Annotated in this window: 18 protein-coding genes; 13 read left to right on the top strand and 5 right to left on the bottom strand. The window is 35.9% G+C overall.

Going from position 1 to position 19,485, the window contains the following annotated elements:
* Positions 1 to 33: 33 nt before the first annotated feature.
* The gene (locus G8Y85_RS05965) at positions 34 to 936 is read left to right on the top strand and encodes a fumarylacetoacetate hydrolase family protein (RefSeq protein WP_037566832.1); all 903 of its coding nucleotides are present in this window, start codon (positions 34 to 36) and stop codon (positions 934 to 936) included.
* 250 nt (positions 937 to 1,186) lie between these two features.
* Positions 1,187 to 1,576 carry a YisL family protein gene (locus tag G8Y85_RS05960; RefSeq protein WP_037566834.1) on the top strand — a complete coding sequence of 130 codons (390 nt, stop codon included), beginning with the start codon at positions 1,187 to 1,189 and terminating at the stop codon, positions 1,574 to 1,576.
* A 215-nt stretch (positions 1,577 to 1,791) separates the two neighbouring features.
* On the opposite strand, the gene G8Y85_RS05955 is transcribed toward G8Y85_RS05960, so the two are convergent.
* Both G8Y85_RS05955 and G8Y85_RS05950 read right to left on the bottom strand, forming a co-directional pair.
* Complete coding sequence (locus G8Y85_RS05955; RefSeq protein WP_107370604.1) at positions 1,792 to 3,114, bottom strand: CoA-disulfide reductase; 1,323 nt, start codon at positions 3,112 to 3,114, stop codon at positions 1,792 to 1,794.
* A gap of 12 nt (positions 3,115 to 3,126) precedes the next feature.
* The gene (locus tag G8Y85_RS05950) at positions 3,127 to 3,951 is read right to left on the bottom strand and encodes a Cof-type HAD-IIB family hydrolase (protein WP_165805563.1); all 825 of its coding nucleotides are present in this window, start codon (positions 3,949 to 3,951) and stop codon (positions 3,127 to 3,129) included.
* A 112-nt stretch (positions 3,952 to 4,063) separates the two neighbouring features.
* Here G8Y85_RS05950 and G8Y85_RS05945 point away from each other — a divergent pair, with 112 nt between their 5' ends.
* Both G8Y85_RS05945 and clpB read left to right on the top strand, forming a co-directional pair.
* Positions 4,064 to 4,372 carry a metal-sulfur cluster assembly factor gene (locus G8Y85_RS05945; protein WP_037566840.1) on the top strand — a complete coding sequence of 103 codons (309 nt, stop codon included), beginning with the start codon at positions 4,064 to 4,066 and terminating at the stop codon, positions 4,370 to 4,372.
* A gap of 233 nt (positions 4,373 to 4,605) precedes the next feature.
* The gene (clpB, locus tag G8Y85_RS05940) at positions 4,606 to 7,215 is read left to right on the top strand and encodes an ATP-dependent chaperone ClpB (RefSeq protein WP_060550674.1); all 2,610 of its coding nucleotides are present in this window, start codon (positions 4,606 to 4,608) and stop codon (positions 7,213 to 7,215) included.
* Positions 7,216 to 7,565: 350 nt separating this feature from the next.
* On the opposite strand, the gene G8Y85_RS05935 is transcribed toward clpB, so the two are convergent.
* The gene (locus tag G8Y85_RS05935) at positions 7,566 to 7,766 is read right to left on the bottom strand and encodes a YjzD family protein (protein ID WP_037566844.1); all 201 of its coding nucleotides are present in this window, start codon (positions 7,764 to 7,766) and stop codon (positions 7,566 to 7,568) included.
* Positions 7,767 to 7,916: 150 nt separating this feature from the next.
* Between G8Y85_RS05935 and G8Y85_RS05930 the strand changes: the two genes are divergently transcribed.
* Both G8Y85_RS05930 and fabF read left to right on the top strand, forming a co-directional pair.
* The gene (locus G8Y85_RS05930; protein WP_037566847.1) at positions 7,917 to 8,858 is read left to right on the top strand and encodes a beta-ketoacyl-ACP synthase III; all 942 of its coding nucleotides are present in this window, start codon (positions 7,917 to 7,919) and stop codon (positions 8,856 to 8,858) included.
* Between the two features lie 16 nt (positions 8,859 to 8,874).
* Complete coding sequence (fabF, locus tag G8Y85_RS05925) at positions 8,875 to 10,119, top strand: beta-ketoacyl-ACP synthase II (RefSeq protein ID WP_037566850.1); 1,245 nt, start codon at positions 8,875 to 8,877, stop codon at positions 10,117 to 10,119.
* 326 nt (positions 10,120 to 10,445) lie between these two features.
* Here fabF and G8Y85_RS05920 read toward each other — a convergent pair whose 3' ends face one another.
* Positions 10,446 to 10,826 carry a DUF3899 domain-containing protein gene (locus G8Y85_RS05920; RefSeq protein ID WP_037566853.1) on the bottom strand — a complete coding sequence of 127 codons (381 nt, stop codon included), beginning with the start codon at positions 10,824 to 10,826 and terminating at the stop codon, positions 10,446 to 10,448.
* A 247-nt stretch (positions 10,827 to 11,073) separates the two neighbouring features.
* Here G8Y85_RS05920 and opp3b point away from each other — a divergent pair, with 247 nt between their 5' ends.
* The 5 genes from opp3b to G8Y85_RS05895 all read left to right on the top strand — a co-directional run bounded on the left by opp3b (position 11,074) and on the right by G8Y85_RS05895 (position 16,772).
* Entirely contained in the window at positions 11,074 to 12,000 is a 927-nt protein-coding gene (gene opp3b, locus G8Y85_RS05915) for an oligopeptide ABC transporter permease (RefSeq protein WP_037566854.1), read from the top strand.
* The gene (gene opp3C / locus G8Y85_RS05910; RefSeq protein WP_060550676.1) at positions 12,000 to 13,061 is read left to right on the top strand and encodes an oligopeptide ABC transporter permease; all 1,062 of its coding nucleotides are present in this window, start codon (positions 12,000 to 12,002) and stop codon (positions 13,059 to 13,061) included. The genes opp3b and opp3C overlap by 1 nt, the downstream gene beginning before the upstream one ends.
* A gap of 14 nt (positions 13,062 to 13,075) precedes the next feature.
* On the top strand, positions 13,076 to 14,149 hold the full coding sequence (locus G8Y85_RS05905) for an ABC transporter ATP-binding protein (RefSeq protein ID WP_103345738.1): 1,074 nt from the start codon (positions 13,076 to 13,078) through the stop codon (positions 14,147 to 14,149).
* Positions 14,149 to 15,087 (top strand): ABC transporter ATP-binding protein, encoded by a 939-nt coding sequence (locus G8Y85_RS05900; RefSeq protein ID WP_060550678.1) that lies wholly within the window; start codon positions 14,149 to 14,151, stop codon positions 15,085 to 15,087. Before G8Y85_RS05905 ends, G8Y85_RS05900 begins: the two co-directional genes overlap by 1 nt.
* 68 nt (positions 15,088 to 15,155) lie before the next feature.
* On the top strand, positions 15,156 to 16,772 hold the full coding sequence (locus G8Y85_RS05895; RefSeq protein WP_165805602.1) for a peptide ABC transporter substrate-binding protein: 1,617 nt from the start codon (positions 15,156 to 15,158) through the stop codon (positions 16,770 to 16,772).
* A 39-nt stretch (positions 16,773 to 16,811) separates the two neighbouring features.
* Here G8Y85_RS05895 and trpS read toward each other — a convergent pair whose 3' ends face one another.
* Complete coding sequence (trpS, locus tag G8Y85_RS05890; protein ID WP_060550679.1) at positions 16,812 to 17,804, bottom strand: tryptophan--tRNA ligase; 993 nt, start codon at positions 17,802 to 17,804, stop codon at positions 16,812 to 16,814.
* 305 nt (positions 17,805 to 18,109) lie between these two features.
* Between trpS and spxA the strand changes: the two genes are divergently transcribed.
* Entirely contained in the window at positions 18,110 to 18,505 is a 396-nt protein-coding gene (gene spxA / locus G8Y85_RS05885) for a transcriptional regulator SpxA (RefSeq protein ID WP_037565881.1), read from the top strand.
* Between the two features lie 250 nt (positions 18,506 to 18,755).
* Positions 18,756 to 19,475 carry an adaptor protein MecA gene (mecA, locus tag G8Y85_RS05880; protein ID WP_165805562.1) on the top strand — a complete coding sequence of 240 codons (720 nt, stop codon included), beginning with the start codon at positions 18,756 to 18,758 and terminating at the stop codon, positions 19,473 to 19,475.
* The last annotated feature ends 10 nt before the right edge of the window (positions 19,476 to 19,485 follow it).

Here is a 19,485-nt window from a genome sequence, read left to right as displayed (position 1 = left end):
GTGGTTAAGAAATACGTTAGGAGCTGATTATGAATGAAATTCTTATCATTCAAGCATAATGGTGAAACATCATTTGGTGTGAAAGTAAAACGTGAAGAGGCAGCATGGGATTTAACAAAAGTATTTGCTGACTTTGCTGAAGGTGACTTTCATCCCAAAACATTATTAGAAGGATTACAACAAAATCAAACGATTGAATTTCAAGAGCAAGTGCGTAAAGCTGTCGTTGCTGCTGAAGATAGTGGTCGCGGAGATGCGTATAAAGTAAAATTTGATGATATCGAATTTTTACCTCCTGTGACACCGACAAACAATGTCATCGCATTTGGGCGTAATTATAAAGCGCATGCAGAAGAGTTAAATCATGAAGTAAATCGTTTATATGTTTTTACTAAAGCAGCATCATCATTAACTGGTGATGAAACGACAATTCCAAATCATAAAGATATTACGGACACATTAGATTATGAAGGTGAACTAGGGATTGTCATTGGTAAATATGGTGAAAAAATACCAAAAGGTCTGGCACTTGATTATGTGTATGGATACACAATAATCAATGATATTACAGACCGTACAGCTCAAAAAGCGCATGATCAAGCCTTTTTATCTAAAAGTTTAACAGGGGCTTGCCCAATGGGTCCTTACATTGTTACTAAAGATGAAATGCCAACACCTGAAAATGTCAACATTGTAACGAAAGTCAACAATCAAATTCGTCAAGATGGGAATACATCTGAGATGATTTTGAAAATTGACGAATTAATCGAAGAAATTTCAAAATATGTGGCGTTACATCCTGGTGACATTATTGCGACAGGTACGCCATCTGGTGTTGGGGCTGGTATGAATCCACCGCAATATTTACAACCTGGTGATGAAGTTAAAGTAACGGTCGATAATATTGGAACGTTAACAAACTATATTGAAAAATAAACCCTCATTCACATGTATGCTGATATGACTAACGGATGGATTGATGGTTAAAATATTAATTATAAACGTCTTCAAAGGTCATTATTTAATATGAACTTTGAAGGCGTTTTGATGAATATGAGTATCATTTTATAATGGCTCTCACTGAATGTTAAATGTGTTTGAGTTTACGTCAGACGGGTTATTTAAATGAATGAATACTATTAATATGGTATAATCAATAAAGTTATGTATAAAAGGAGGGTCTATAATGGTTTTAATTAATTTGCATATTATAAGTTGGATTATATTATTGATTTTATTTTTTGCTGCTTATGAGAATTTCTCAAATAAACAAGGTCCAACACCGCTATTTAAACCGTTACATATGGCGACGCGCTTATTTATGCTATTAGTTCTAATTACGGGTGTATGGCTAATTGCAAATGCGTTCACGAGTGCAGGATCAAACCATATGTTGTTAACGTTAAAAATGTTAATGGGAATCGCTATTGTAGGATTAATGGAAGTAACCATTGCACGTAAAAAACGTAAAGCATCTAGTCGTGGTCTATTTATTGCAACATGGGTCGTTGCATTCTTAACGATCATTTTAGGCATTATTTTACCTTGGGGTCCAATCACACAGTTATTTCATTAAACTCAAACGGCTAGAGCTTGAGTTGGCCATAATGTAACAACCTTCAAAATTCATGTGTAAATGAACTTTGAAGGTTGTTTTTTGTTTAACTTAAATAGTTAAATGACGACTAACGTCTTATCCATAGCTATCTTTCATGTTTGAGCTGAAAAAATGTAAGACATTTAATCTTGTGCATGAAAATCATAAGTATTTAAGACACTGCAATCGTTTCTTTATTGACGTGCTTTATAACCGAGCATATTAATGGCATCTTTAGGATGACTATAAGGTGGTGCATAAGCGACCTCAAATTCAGTGAGATTATCAATCGTTGCCTCGTGCATCATAGCCATCGTTAAAACGTCGATGCGCTTATCTACACCGTCTTTACCAATGGCTGCTGCGCGCAACAAACGTCGGTTGTGCTTGTCATAATAAGCACGTAAATGTAATTTTGAATTATTAGGATAATACCCCGCATGCGCTGTTTGTTTCACATCCACAACGTCATAATCAAAATGTTTGAGTTCATGTGGTCCAATTCCTGTACTTGCTAACGTATAATCGAAAAACTTAACAATGTTTGCGCCTAAAAATCCTTTAAATGTCACATCTTTATGTCCAGCCAATTGTTCAGCAATCACGCTTGCACCGCGATGTGCACCCCAAGCTAAAGGCACATGTGCTTGTAAATCAACGTGGCGATAACGGTTCGTAATAATATCGCCTAGAGCATAAATATGTGGTTGATTCGTTTGAAAACGTGTGTTGACAGGAATATAACCTTTTTCATCTAGTGTAATACCGGAATGTTTAAGGAATTCAGAGTTCGGTTTCACACCAACCCCTGTAATGATTAAATCATAAGCTTCTTTCATTCCAGATTTAAATGTCACCATTTTGCCTTCTATAGATTCAATTTCTTCATTTAAACGGTAGGGTATGTCACGTGCCTCTAACGCTTCAAAAATAACTTGATTCATATCTTGGTCCATGTGCTTATTAATCGCTTCAGAACGATGGATAAGCGTAGGACATAAACCACGATGATGCATGTTTTCTAATACCTCTAAACTTACATAACCGCCTCCGACAACGAGTACGCGATTCACCTCATGTTGAGTGATATAGTTTTCAATAGCATCCGTGTCCTCCATATTGCGTAGAGTAAAGAGGTGGGGGGCATCAAAGTTTAAATGATGTGCTCGTGCACCAGGACTCAAAATTAACGTATCAAAATGATCCTTGAATATTTCACCTGTCTCATGATTTTTGACAGTAACGTAGTTTTCATGACTATCAACAGCAATGACTTCATGTTTTACAAACACATGAATATTTTTCTTGTCTTTAAAAATTTGTGGTGTAATGGGAAGTAAAGCTTCACGTGTTTCAACTACATTTCCTAGATAATAAGGTAAGCCGCAGTTTGCAAAACTCATATCTCTATCTTTTTCATACACAGTAATGTGTGCATTTGAATCTAAACGACGAAGTTGACTTGCGGCAGTAGCACCACCTGCAACAGCGCCAACGACAATAACTTTTTGACTCATGTGTAGACCTCCTTAGTTGTTTTTAGCTATATTTAATTGGAAATAATCATTTAAATAAATACCGATACCATCTTCATTATTAGACGCGGTCGTTTCTTTTGCAACATGTTTGAGTTCAGGAATGGCATTGGCCATAGCGACGCCATGTTTAGCATATTTAATCATTTCGATATCATTATCTTCATCACCAAAAGCAATAATATGTTGACGCTCGATTTGAAGATAATCTTTTACAATATCTATACCAACGGCTTTACTAATGCCACGTTTAACAATTTCAATGACTGGAAAAGGGGCACCCCAACGACGGTGTTCAATATTTTCAGCATAAAACCGTGTGAGTATCTTTTTAATGCGTGGAATCTGATGTTCATCAGCTTCTATTAATAAACTGGTAGGATCTTCTTTCAAAAGTTTTCGTAAATCACCAACTTGTATGTTAGCTTCCCCCATACTAAACCCTTCGAATAGGTTTTCATCATAGCGATCAAGATATACTTGGTCCATGACTTCAGCAATCATATTTTGAACATTCATTGTTTTTAAGGTATCAATAATGCATGTTGCAATGCCTTCATCTAAACGGGAATGTTGTGTCGGGAAATGGGGATCTTTAGGATGGTGTACATAGGCACCATTAAAATTAACAACAGGTGTATCCATATTGAGTTCATCATAATACCGTTTACTTGCTCGGAAAGGACGCCCTGTTGAAATCATAATTGCATGCCCTTGGGATTGTAATGTTTTAAGTACTTTAAATGTATAGGGGGTAATATTTTTATCATCATTCAGTAAAGTGCCATCTAAATCGAGGCAAATTAAATGTTGTTTCATAACGGTCTCCTTATGCGCTAGTTTCAATGTATGCTTATCATAGCATTTTATTGTCGTAATGTCTGAATTTTGATATATTGAGAGTAGTTATTATTTAGAAGAGGTGAATCTCATGGAAGAGGCTTTAAAAGATAGTATTTTAGGCGCTTTAGAAAACGTTATCGACCCTGAACTCGGTATTGATATCGTCAATTTGGGCCTTGTATATAAAGTAGATTTAAATGATGATGGCCTTTGTACTGTTGAGATGACATTAACATCTATTGGATGCCCAATGGGACCACAAATTGTTGATCAAGTCAAAACAGCACTAGGTGAATTACCTGAAATTAAAGACACTGAAGTGAACATTGTGTGGAATCCACCTTGGACGAAAGATATGATGTCTCGTTATGCCAAAATTGCATTAGGCGTAAGTTAAAACAGAATATAGATGTATTGAAGAACTTCCTCATATGATAAGGAGGTTCTTTTTCATTACGTGATAAAAATGTTTGAAATGACGTAAAAAAGTAAATATGTATGACGTAGGCTGATTAGTCAAAAAAAGTCAAACTAAATTGTTGCATTTCATAACGTGCGAACGTATAATATAATTAAGGTCAAAGAAAGTCAAAGTCAATTGACCGAGAATAGATAAAGGAGTGAGACATTTTGGATATTAATCAATTAACGCATTCTATTCAAAATGCGCTTCAAAAAGCCATTGAATATGCTAAAGAGTATGAATTAACTAATGTAGAAATAGAAGCCTTATTAAAAGCGATTTTAGAACAACCTGACAGTTTATATCAAAGTATATTAGAGCGTGCCAATATAGATACAGAAGCTTTAAATAAAGCCTATACAGATAAATTATCCCGTTATCCTTCTGTTAAAGGGGATAACGTACAATACGGGCAATATCTTGGTTCGAAAACGAACGAAGTGTTTAATAAAGCTGAGCAATATATGAAGGAATATGAAGATGCGTTCATTTCGATGGAGCATCTATTGAGAGCTGCTATAGACGTTGAGGACATTACACGTCAACATGTAGGCAATAAACAAGAAGTGATTAAAGAAATCATTAAGAAAGTTAGAGGAGGGAATCACGTGACTACTCAAAACCCTGAAGTAAACTACGAAGCATTAGCTAAATATGGACGCGACCTTGTTGAAGAAGTCAGAAAAGGAAACATGGATCCAGTGATTGGTCGTGATGAAGAAATTCGAAATACGATTCGTATATTAAGTCGTAAAACAAAAAATAATCCGGTGTTAATCGGTGAGCCAGGTGTAGGTAAAACAGCAATTGTCGAAGGGTTAGCGCAACGTATCGTTAAACGTGATGTGCCTGATTCTTTATTAGATAAAACAGTTTTTGAATTGGATTTAAGTGCTTTAGTTGCCGGCGCAAAATACCGTGGTGAATTTGAAGAACGTTTAAAAGCAGTTTTAAAAGAAGTCAAAGATTCGAATGGTCGCATTCTTTTATTTATTGATGAAATTCATATGTTAGTAGGTGCAGGTAAAACGGACGGTGCCATGGATGCTGGTAACATGTTAAAACCAATGCTTGCACGTGGTGAACTCCATTGTATTGGTGCAACAACTCTAAATGAATACCGTGAGTATATTGAAAAAGATTCAGCATTAGAACGTCGTTTCCAAAAAGTAAACGTTAAAGAACCTAATATTGAAGATACGATTTCTATCTTACGTGGATTAAAAGAGCGTTATGAAGTCCATCACGGGGTACGCATTCAAGACCGTGCATTAGTTGCTGCTGCAGAGCTTTCAGATCGTTATATTACGGATCGATTTTTACCGGATAAAGCGATTGACCTTGTCGACCAAGCTTCAGCAACGATCCGTACAGAAATGGGTTCTAACCCTACAGAATTAGACCAAGTGAATCGACGCGTGATGCAATTAGAAATTGAAGAAAATGCCTTGAAAAAAGAATCAGACGAAGCAAGTCAAATCCGTTTAAAAGAATTACAAGAAGAACTTGCAGAAGAAAAAGAAGTTCAGGCAAAATTACAATCACGTGTAGAAAGTGAAAAAGAGAAAATTGCTAAAGTACAAGAAAAACGAACTGAACTTGATGAAAGTCGTAAAGCTTTAGAAGACGCGGAAAATAATTATGACTTAGAAAAAGCGGCAGAATTACAACATGGTAAAATTCCTGAGCTTGAAAAAGAATTAAAAGAATTAGAAGCGTCTTTCCAAGAAGCGCAAGGAGCAGACAGTGACCGTATTATACGTGAAGTGGTTACGGATGAAGAAATCGGTGAAATTGTGAGTCAATGGACAGGCATACCGGTTTCAAAACTTGTTGAAACAGAACGAGAAAAACTATTAGGATTATCAGATATTTTACATGAACGTGTTGTAGGGCAAGACAGAGCAGTTGATTTAGTGGCAGATGCGGTAGTCCGTGCGCGTGCAGGTATTAAAGATCCGGATCGTCCTATTGGGTCATTTTTATTCTTAGGTCCAACTGGGGTCGGTAAAACAGAGCTTGCAAAATCATTAGCTTCAACATTATTTGATTCAGAACGTCATATGATTCGAATCGACATGAGTGAATATATGGAAAAACACGCTGTATCGCGTCTTATCGGGGCGCCTCCAGGTTATGTCGGTCATGATGAAGGTGGACAATTAACAGAAGCCGTTAGACGTAATCCGTATTCAGTAATTTTATTAGATGAAATTGAAAAAGCACATTCTGATGTGTTCAATGTTTTACTTCAAATTTTAGATGATGGTCGTTTAACTGACTCTAAAGGTAGAAGTGTAGACTTTAAAAATACAATTATCATCATGACAAGTAATATTGGTTCTCAAATTTTACTTGACCGTGTGAAAGATACTGGAGAAATTACAGAAGACACGGAAAAAGCGGTGATGGATAGCTTGCATAGTTATTTTAAACCTGAAATATTAAACCGTATGGATGACATTGTCTTATTTAAACCATTATCTGTTGATGACATGCAGTTAATCGTAGATAAAGTATTGAGAAACTTAAATATGCGTCTTACAGATCAACGTATCACATTAGAAATATCTGATGCTGCGAAAAAATGGATGGGCGAAACTGCGTATGAACCACAATTTGGTGCACGACCATTGAAACGTTTCGTTCAACGTCATGTTGAAACACCATTAGCACGTATGATGATTAAAGAAAACCTTCCAGAAGGTACACACGTTTATGGTGACATCAAAAATGGTGAAATGACTTTCGAAGTTCAAAAACCGCATGAGGTTTAAAAGCGATCATACCGATTAAAATTTAAATAGATTGATTGAGACGATAAGGAGAATAGCTTGTAGTTTGAGCATTCCTTATGGTCTCTTTTTTTATATGAAATAGCTTTAAGTGTTAGTGATGTCGTTAAATGTTTTCTTCCAAAATAGTGAGCCGTCTCTTAAAATTTTGATTGGGTATCTACATGAAGATTTAGCGATTAATGGACAGCACACATAGTGATGCGTATAGAACAAATAAAACCTTCAAAATTCGATGAAATGAATTTTGAAGGTTTTATTGTGATCATCTATATTCGATTTACGCCTCTACAAAACCATTTAGAAAGCATTAAATCAATGCCTTTCAAAAATTACTTTTGTGTATCTTTCACTGGATGGTATGTATCAGGTTTAATTGCGCTATCAATTAATACAACGATAAGGACCATCAATGCAGCTAAGATAAGTGGCGCGATAAAGTTAATAGGGCCACCACCATTGAGACTATTAAGTACGAAATTAACCATCTCTAATAAGAGTACCGCCCAAAAGAATGTAAAGAAGTATTTCATTGCGATATGCCTCCATTTTTACTGATAATTCTATTATAAGTGTCTTGGTTTGTTTTGTATAGTCGTGATAGTATAAGACTTGTCTTTTTTAATGTCAATATGGTAAATTAATACCTGGTATTAAAAATATATGAAGAAGGTGTTCAAACCATGAATGTAGGTATTAAAGGATTTGGGGCATACGCACCAGAACGCGTTGTTGACAATGCGCACTTTGAATCATACCTTGATACATCAGATGAATGGATTTCCCAAATGACTGGGATTAAAGAACGAAGATGGGCAAAAGATGACGAAAAAACGTCAGATTTAGCATATGAAGCAAGTGTACGTGCAATTGAAGATGCAGGTATTGATAAAGATGATATCGACATGGTTATAGTGGCAACATCAAGTGGTGATCATCGCTTCCCAACCGTTGCTAATATTTTACAACATCGATTAGGTTTAAATAAAGTAGCATCTGTAGATCAACTCGCGGCATGTACAGGTTTTATGTACGGGATTGTAACTGCAAGAGCATTTGTATTATCAGGAGACTATAAAAATGTGCTTGTCGTAGGTGCTGATCGTTTATCAGGTATTACAGATTTAGAAGATCGTTCTACTGCAATTTTATTCGGTGATGGTGCCGGAGCGGCTATCATTGGCGAAGTATCAGCCAACCGTGGTATTCTAAGTTATGAATTAGGATCTGATGGTGTTGGCGGTAAGTACCTTTACCAAGAACAAGAGACAGATTTTATAAGAATGAATGGACGTGAAGTGTTTAAATTTGCGGTACGTATTATGGGAGATTCTTCATTACGTGTAGTTGAAAAAGCAAATTTAAAGCCAGAGGATATTGATTTATTTGTGCCACATCAAGCAAATATTCGTATTATGGAATCTGCACGTCAAAGATTAAACATTCCGAAAGAAAAAATGAGCGTGTCGGTGGATAAATATGGTAATACTTCAGCGGCATCCATTCCATTAAGTATTTCTGAAGAATTAAAAGCTGGTCGAATTAAAGACGATGATGTGCTCGTTTTAGTTGGCTTTGGTGGCGGACTAACTTGGGGTTCACTAGTAATTCGATGGGGAAAATAGTAGAGGAGGAACTGAGATGACTAAAAAACAACGTGTCGTAGTTACTGGATTAGGTGCATTATCGCCAATTGGAAATGACGTACCTACGATGTGGGAAAATGCCTTAAAGGGTGTCAATGGTATTGACAAAATTACACGTATTGATACAGAACCTTATAATGTTCACATAGGTGGAGAATTAAAAGGATTTAATATTGAAGACCACATTCCTAAAAAAGAAACACGCAAAATGTCTCGTTTTACACAATATGCGGTTGTAGCAGCGAGAGAAGCATTAAAAGATTCTGGTTTAACAATTGATGAATCAAATGCTGATAGAGTGGGTGTTTGGATTGGTTCTGGTATTGGTGGCATGGAAACGTTTGAGGAAGCCTATGATTTATTAAAGAAAAAAGGACCACGTCGCGTTAGTCCATTTTTCGTACCGATGCTTATTCCAGATATGGCCACTGGACAAGTATCTATCGATTTAGGTGCTAAGGGACCAAATGGTGCAACTGTTACAGCATGTGCGACAGCGACGAACTCTATTGGTGAAGCGTTTAAATTCATTGAACGTGGCGATGCAGACGCGATGATTGCTGGTGGTACGGAAGCGCCTATTACACATATGGCAATTGCAGGATTCAGCGCGAGTCGCGCATTATCTACGAACGATGACATTGAAACTGCATGTCGTCCATTCCAAGAAGGACGCGATGGTTTTGTAATGGGTGAAGGTGCAGGGATTCTTATTTTAGAATCACTTGAATCAGCGCAAGCACGTGGTGCGAAAATCTATGCTGAAATTGTGGGTTACGGTTCTACGGGTGATGCACATCATATTACAGCACCTGGTCCAGATGGTGAAGGTGGTTCACGTGCCATGGAAGCGGCGATTAAAGATGCTGGCATCCAACCAAGTGACATTCAATATTTGAATGCGCATGGTACAAGTACGCCAGTGGGTGATTTATTTGAGATTAAAGCCATTAAAAATACATTTGGCGAAGCGGCAAAACAACTCAAGATCAGTTCAACAAAATCTATGACTGGTCATTTACTCGGCGCAACAGGTGGTGTTGAGGCAATTTTCTCTGTACTTTCAATTAGAGATAAAAAGATTGCACCAACGATTCATGTTGAGAAAAACGACCCTGAAATTGATTTAGATATTACACCAAACAAAGCAGTTGATTGTGATATCAACTATGCAATGAGTAACAGTTTAGGATTTGGTGGTCATAACGCCGTATTAATATTTAAGAAATACGACGCATAAATACAAAATAAAATGGTTAAGAATTGAGATTATTACAGCGCGACAGTTGCGTGATAACTCAATTCTTTTTTTGTATGATTTTGAGTAATTATTCAAAAGTGTTTGTCACGTGTATACAAATTATATTTTCATTTTGATGTACATTTTGCAAATACATATATAATAGTAGAAATGCGTCACGATTCTAATAGGTCAACTTATATGACTTATTGATGTTGGTTTAACACATTGCTCATTTCTTCAAACGATTTGAATATAAATATAAAAGCACAGATGTCTTTTCTAGAAAAACATATGTGCTTAGATATATGCACAAAAATGTATGTTTACTGTACAGTAAACGCAAGAATAAATGACAACACGATATAAAATACATGTACATATAATGCTGGCTTTATCCAAGATTGTACGACATACTCTTTTTTCTTAGGTTGTTTAGGATTAAAAAAATCATCGGATTCGTAACGCCCTTTATCCTTTTTACGCATCAACTGATACTTGAAACGTCTAAATCCGAAACTTGTGACATCTAATATCCCTTCTTGAATGACTAAAAGTGTGAATAACAAAATCGCAAAAATAATTGAAAAAGTAAAAAATAAATTAATAAAGTGGGTCCAAGTATGTGTACTCATTAACCATGAAATAATCGTAAATAAAGGGGTGATACCAATGTAAACCCAAGATCGTTGAGGTAGGTGTGACATAACTTCATTCCTTACACATTGTTTTAGATTATTGTAACCTACGACCCTATTAATTTGAAGTGTTTTCAGTTGGTTGTAAATTATTTTTTATAGAATGATGTGTTGATATAAAGCTATTTCATGTCAATTTCTTTATCACTGTAAATTGAAATGATATTGATTAATTTGAACCCTTGTGATTATAATATTGTTAATATTTCTGAAAATTTTGAAGGGAATGTTAATTACACACAAGGGGGTATGTTTGATGCTTAGATATACACTTAAGCGATTGTTATACATGGTGATATCACTATTTATTATTATTTCAATCACATTTTTCCTTATGAAATTGATGCCCGGATCACCGTTTAACGACGAAAAGTTAAGTGAAGAGCAAAAAACGATGTTAAACGAAAAGTATGGATTAAATGATCCGCTACCAATCCAATATGGAAATTATATGGCGAATGTTGTCAAAGGTGATTTTGGTAATTCATTCCAATATGACAATCAACCGGTATGGGATTTGATTAAACCGAGACTTGTGCCTTCATTTCAAATGGGGCTCTTTTCAATGATTATTGGTGTCATAGTAGGATTGTTGCTTGGAGTCATTGCGGCAACCCGACAAAATACGTGGGTGGATTATCTTGCGACCTTTATATCCGTTATTGCGATATCGGTACCGTCATTCGTATTAGCTGTATTATTACAATATGTATTTGCTGTACGTTTACAATGGTTTCCGGTTGCAGGTTGGGAAGGTATCTCAACAGCGATATTACCATCACTCGCACTATCAGCAGTTGTTGTTGCAACAGTTGCACGCTACATACGTGCTGAAATGATTGAAGTGTTGAGTTCAGATTACATATTACTGGCTCGAGCAAAAGGGAATTCAACACAACGCGTTTTATTTGGACACGCACTACGAAATGCGCTGATACCTGTTATTACAATTTTAGTTCCAATGTTAGCGAGTATTTTAACAGGGACTCTGACGATTGAGAATATCTTTGGCGTGCCTGGTTTAGGGGATCAGTTCGTACGCGCAATTACAACGAATGACTTTTCAGTCATTATGGCGATTACACTATTATTTAGTACATTATTCATTGTATCTATCTTTATCGTCGATATTCTTTATGGTCTTATCGATCCTAGAATTCGTTTGCAAGGGGGTAAAAAGTAATGACGAAAGAAGAACGTACTTTACCTAGAGATGACCATTCTGGCGCAACTGTCGCCCAAACTTCAGGTATTATGCACGAAGATTTTATTCGTACAGGCGCACCTGATAGTAGTGAACAAGATTTCCAAAGAGAGGGACGCACATTTTGGCAAGATGCATGGTCACAACTAACTCGTAACAAATTAGCAGTAGTTGGGATGATTGGGCTTATTATCATTTTAATATTAGCCATTGTAGGACCATTAATTAGTTCTCACGACTTTGCTGAACAAGATGTTGAACGTCGTAATTTACCGCCTAAAATTGCGGTTTTAGATCAAATTCCATTTTTACCATTTGATGGCGAAGGGGTAGATGGTAACGCGTATGACAAAGCACATGTAAAACAAAACTTTTGGTTTGGAACAGATCAATTAGGTCGGGATATTTGGACTAGAACATGGCAAGGTGCGCAAGTATCATTATTTATTGGCTTAGTCGCTGCTTTACTAGATATCTTTATTGGGGTTATATATGGTGCGATATCAGGCTATTTTGGTGGTCGAGTCGATGATTTTATGCAACGTGTCATTGAAATTATTTCTTCAATTCCAACTCTTATCGTAGTTATTTTATTCGTATTGATTTTTGAACCTTCAATTTGGACGATTATCTTAGCTATGGCTATCACGGGATGGATAGGCATGAGTCGTGTTGTGCGCGGAGAATTCTTAAAATTGAAAAATCAAGAATTCGTCTTAGCATCACGTACGTTAGGGACGTCTAATTTAAAATTAATCTTCAAACATATTTTACCTAATACGTTAGGCGCGATTATCGTAACGTCTATGTTTACAGTGCCAAACGCGATTTTCTTTGAGGCATTTTTAAGCTTTATTGGTATTGGTGTGCCAGCACCACAAACGTCTTTAGGTTCACTTGTAAATGAGGGACGTGCGATGTTACTAATCCATCCGCACCAATTATTTATCCCAGCATTTATTTTAAGTTTATTGATTCTATTTTTCTATCTATTTAGTGACGGTTTAAGAGATGCATTTGACCCTAAAATGCGAAAATAAAGGAGGTATGACAAATGTCAGAACGTGTAATTGAAGTAAATGACTTGCATGTCTCTTTTGATATCGAAGTAGGGGAAGTGCAAGCGGTTCGTGGTGTAGATTTTTATTTAAACAAAGGGGAAACATTAGCGATTGTAGGTGAGTCGGGTTCAGGTAAATCTGTAACGACAAAAGCTATTACGAAATTGTTCCAAGGTAAGTCAGGTCGCATAAAACAAGGCAGTATTATGTTTAATGGCGAAGACTTAACCAAAAAATCAGAAAAAGAATTAATGAAGTTGCGTGGTAAAGAAATTTCGATGATTTTCCAAGATCCAATGACATCACTGAATCCTACTATGAAAATTGGAAAACAAGTCATGGAACCTATTATTAAACATATCGGTTTAAATAAGGCTGATGCGAAAAAGCGCGCCATCGAATTGTTAGAATTGGTGGGTTTAAAACGTGTGAAAGAACGATTCAATGCATATCCACATCAATTTTCTGGAGGACAACGTCAACGTATCGTCATTGCATTAGCACTTGCGTGTGAACCAAAAATTCTGATTGCAGATGAACCGACAACCGCTTTAGATGTGACCATGCAAGCACAAATTTTAGATTTAATGAAAGAGCTCCAACATAAGATTGATACATCAATTATTTTCATCACGCATGATTTAGGTGTCGTTGCAAATGTTGCAGACCGTGTTGCGGTTATGTATGGCGGACAGATGATTGAAACGGGGGATGTGGATGAAATATTTTATGACCCGAAACATCCGTATACGTGGGGACTATTATCATCAATGCCTGACCTAGAAACAGAGGGCTCAACAGCTTTACGTGCGATTCCTGGATCGCCACCGGATTTAGTTCATCCACCAAAAGGAGATGCGTTTGCAGCTCGTAGTGAGTATGCATTGGCCATAGATTTTAAAGAAGCACCACCATGGTATCGTGTGTCACCAACGCATTATGTGCGTTCGTGGTTGTTAGATGAACGGGCACCAAAAGTGGACCCACCAGAATTAGTCAAGCGTAAACAACGTCCTATGCCTAATAATTTTGCGAAACCAGAACGTGTAGAAAGGGTGTCGTTTTAATGGTGGAAAAAGAGATTTTAGTAGAAGTCAAAAACTTAAAACAATATTTTAATCAAGGTAAACGTAATGAAGTACGCGCGATTGATGATATTTCATTTGATATTTATAAAGGGGAAACGTTCGGACTTGTTGGTGAATCTGGCTCGGGTAAATCCACAACAGGAAAGGCGATTATTAAATTGAATGATGTCACAGACGGTCAGGTGCTATACGAAGGGGTTAATATACAAAGTATTAAAAAAAGAAAAGACTTACTGAAGTTCAATAAGAAAATCCAAATGATTTTCCAAGATCCATATGCGTCGCTCAACCCAAGGCTCAAAGTCATGGATATTGTCGCAGAAGGTATAGATATTCATGGACTTGCAAAAGATAAAAAAGATAGAAAAAAACGCGTGTACGATTTACTTGAAACCGTTGGCTTACGTAAAAGTCATGCCAATCGTTATCCACATGAGTTCTCAGGTGGACAACGTCAACGTATTGGTATTGCGCGCGCTTTAGCTGTAGAACCAGAATTTATTATTGCAGATGAACCCATTTCAGCTCTGGATGTATCGATTCAAGCACAAGTAGTAAATTTAATGCAAAAATTACAACGTGAACGGAATATTACGTTTTTGTTTATTGCACATGACTTATCCATGGTGAAATATATTTCAGACCGTATTGCGGTCATGCATTTAGGTAAAATTGTGGAGCTTGGACCAGCAGATGAGATTTATAATCAACCGCTACACCCTTATACGAAATCATTACTCTCTGCCGTTCCTCAGCCAGATCCTGATAGTGAACGTTCAAGAAAACGTTTTGCGTATGAAGGTGAAAAAAATCCAGATGCATCTAGAGAATTAAAAGCCTTTTCACCAAATCATTATGTCCTCGCAACGGAAGAAGAATTAAAGGCATTTAAAAATCAACAGGAAATACACGTATAACATAGAGAAAGGGGGAATTTCAATTGAAACAAGGGAAATGGAGAATATTAATATCAAGTATTATCGCCATGTTAATTTTAAGTGCATGTGGCAACGCAGAAGGCATTTATGATAATAAAGGTCAAGTATTTCGTAAAGTCATTCCACAAGATATGTCATCTTTAGATACAGCAAAAGTGACGGATACGGTAAGTTTTGATAAATTCAATCAAGTTTATGAAGGCTTATACGTCATGAACGCAGAAGATAAAGCAGAGCCAGGTGTGGCTAAAGGCGATCCAGAAATCAGTAATGGTGGTAAAACGTGGACCATTCATTTACGTAAAGATGCAAAATGGTCTAATGGTGATCCTGTAACTGCACATGATTTTGAGTTTGCTTGGAAGCGCGTTTTAGATCCTAACACAGCTTCAGAATATGCATATATTATGTATGATATTAAAAATGCCGAGGCCGTTAATATGGGGAAAAAGGGTTTAAATGACTTAGGTGTGAAAGCGATAGACGATCATACGCTCCGTTTTGAGTTGACTAAACCTGTTCCATATTATAAAGAAATGTTAGCATTTGCGACGTTCATGCCTCAAAATGAAAAAGTTGTGAAAAAATATGGCGAACGTTATGGGACATCTGAAGATAAAAGTGTGTACAATGGTCCATTTAAAGTTAAAGACTGGGCTGTAGAAGATAAAATTATATTAGTAAAAAATGATAAATATTGGGATAAGGATGTTGTGAAACTTGATAAAGTAAATTATAAAGTATTAAAAGACGGTCAAGCAGGGGCGTCACTTTATGATACAGGATCTGTTGACGATACAACAATCTCTGCAGAACAAGTAGAAAAGTATAAAGATGAACCCGCATTGAAAAAACGTTTATTAGCATCCACATTCTACTTGAAATTAAATCAAGGCAAAGTACCTGAACTCAAAAACCGTCATATGAGACTGGCTTTTGCACAAGCGATTAATAAAAAGGACTATGTAGATTCTGTGTTGAACAACGGTTCTAAGGAAGTTGACGGTTTTACGGCTAAAGGCACAGCTGATGCACCGAATGGTAAAGACTTCACTGATCAAATTCACTCACCTTTAAAATATGATCCTAAAAAAGCAAAAGACAATTTTGAAAAAGCTAAAAAAGAATTAGGTAAAGATAAATTTACATTCACTTTAAATACTGAAGATACACCAGCATCGAAAATTTCTGCTGAATTTATTAAAGCGCAAGTTGAATCTAATTTACCGGGGATAACGGTAAAAATTCAACAATTGCCATTTAAACAACGTTTAGCGCGTGAACAAAGTGAAAACTATGAAATTTCATTATCAGGATGGGGACCGGATTATCCAGACCCATTGACATTCTTAAACATAATGACTACAGGAAACGCTTCGAATAATACAGGATGGGGCAATAAGGAGTATGATGCGTTGCTTAAAAAAGCCAATGGTGAATTACTCCAAAAACCAGATGAACGTAATCAAATGCTCATTAAAGCTGAAGAATTACTATTGGATGAAGCGCCAATTGCACCTGTATATCAAAAAGGTGAAGCACATTTAACTAATCCACAAGTGAAAAACCTACGTTACCATAATATTGGTGGCGATACATCATTAAAGTACACATATATTGATAAATCGATTGATCGTGATACAGGTAAAAAGAAAGAAAAATAAAAAAACTGCACCCTTCATCTCAGTAAGGGTGCAGTTTTTTTATTTGCGTTTACGTCCTAGTCCCATCGCTTTTTCCATCTTTTTAAGTGTTTTATATGACGTACGGTGGGCTTTTTCTCGACCTTCATCTAAAATATCATCTAAACGTTCAGATTGATAGAATTCATTATATTTGGCTTGGAAGTCTGTTAAAAAGTTTGCAACGATTTCAGCCAGATCACCTTTAAATTTACCATAACCTTCATTTGCATAACGTGTTTCCAACGTGTCAATGGATGCATTAGTAAGGCTAGAATATATTGTGAGTAAGTTAGAAATACCAGGTTTATTTTCTTTATCGTATTTTACTTGGCCATCAGAATCTGTGACTGCACTTTTGATTTTTTTTGCAGCAATATGAGGCTCGTCTAATAAAGAGATAAAATTCTTTTGGTTATCATCACTTTTACTCATCTTTTTAGTTGGGTCTTGTAAGCTCATAATACGTCCCCCAACTTTTGGCATTTTAATTTCCGGTTTAGTTAATATATCGTTATAACGACTATTGAAACGGTCAACTAAATTCCGCGTAAGTTCAATATGTTGTTTTTGGTCATCCCCAACAGGAACAATGTCTGTATTGTACAAAATAATGTCCGCTGCCATTAAAGGTGGGTACGTTAATAAACCAGCAGGAATACCGTCGTTTTGTTTTTGCGCTTTATCTTTAAATTGAGTCATACGCTCAAGCTCACCAATAGAAGAAATGGTTGTAAGCATCCAACCAGCTTGTACATGTGCTGGTACTTCAGACTGTATGAACAATGTAATTTTTTCTGGGTTAAGACCAGCAGCTAAATAAATTGCAGCAAGTTGACGTGTTTGTTGGCGTAATTTTAAACGGTCTTGAGGCACCGTGATTGCATGTTGATCTACAATACAAAAATAACAATCGTAGTCTTCTTGAATATCAACAAATTGTTTTAAAGCCCCAATATAATTCCCTAGCGTGGGGATACCGCTCGGTTGAATTCCTGAGAATAATGTTTTCATATATACAATGCCTACTTTCTTTCAAGGTAATCATTACTATTGTAACAGTATTTTCTTAGTTTGTAAGTTATGATATGATAAGTAATAAGAAATCGTAAATGAATCGTCTCATACTAAAGACTGATAATTTAAAATAAATACTATTTTTACAGATTTCTCATTTAATTTTAATGTTGATTGTCTATAATATAACTATAGCGTTAGAAAAACAGAAAAAGATTTGAGTTGTTTAAACATATATTGAGCAAACAAACTAAAACGTTAAAATTTTAATGAATTTTTATTCAATTAGGAGAGTGAGATGTATGGTAACATTATTTACTTCACCAAGTTGCACATCTTGCCGTAAAGCGAAAGCATGGTTACAAGAACATGACATTCCGTATACGGAGCGAAATATTTTTTCTGAGCATTTAACATTAGATGAAATAAAACAAATTTTAAAAATGACTGAAGACGGTACAGATGAAATTATCTCTACACGTTCTAAAACGTATCAAAAATTGAACGTCGATATCGACGCTTTACCATTACAAGATTTATATGGCATCATTCAAGATAATCCTGGCATTTTACGCCGTCCGATTATCTTAGACGATAAGCGTTTACAAGTAGGGTATAATGAAGATGAAATTCGTCGCTTCTTACCTCGAAAAGTACGTACGTTCCAATTACAAGAAGCACAACGTATGGTTGATTAATTTAAATATCATGAATCTATTTAGGTTTGTATGAGATATCGAGTAACGTCATGACGCGTTGCTCGTTTTTTGTTTTTTTACGGAAGTAATTTGAAATGTTTATGGATGATGTTTTGTGTAAAGTCAGGACATAGGGGGTAAATAAAATTACTTTTACAAAGATTGCATACTATAAACAAATAGATTGTATTTTTTGAATTTGTCTACTACAATAGGGTTACTATTCATCGACTGTGAGGAGTGAGATGATATGAGAATAGAGCGTATTGATGATATGACTGTAAAGTTATTCATCACATATAAAGATATTGAAGCACGTGGATTTAAACGTGAAGACTTATGGACGAACCGCAAACGTGGTGAAGAATTCTTTTGGTCTATGATGGAAGAAATCAATCAAGAAGAGGACTTTGTTGTTGAAGGCCCGCTTTGGATTCAAGTTCACGCTTTTGAAAAAGGTGTAGAAGTAACAATATCTAAATCTAAAAACGATGAATTAATGCAAATGTCTGAAGAAGATCATGCGTTAGATGAGTTTGACAGTCAGTTAAATGAACTTTTAGCACAGTCTTTAAAATCACATACAACGGATACTCATGATAATACAGTTGAGGATGAAGCATCATCACAACAAGCGACATCAGAAACACAAAGTCATGCGTTAGCATCAAAAACATTGGTATTTAAATTTGACAGTTTAGAAACACTTATCGCATACGCACATCAAAACAATCAAAATTTAACAACATATGAAGATTTATTATATATGGTGAATAATGAATATTACTATATGGTTCATTTTGATCAAGATGTAACTGAAGAGCCTATTCATGACTTTTATGGTCAAGTGCTTGAATATGCCGAGCCTTCAGACAAAACAGAAGTATATTTAAATGATTACGGTAAAATTATTATGAGTTACAATGTCATTGAACAAGTGAAACGTTACTTTACAGATAAATCAAGTTAAAAATAACGAG

This window comes from Staphylococcus sp. 11007852 (assembly GCF_011394325.1).
Lineage (GTDB): Bacteria > Bacillota > Bacilli > Staphylococcales > Staphylococcaceae > Staphylococcus > Staphylococcus agnetis.
This window is presented reverse-complemented; position numbering and strand designations above follow the sequence as displayed.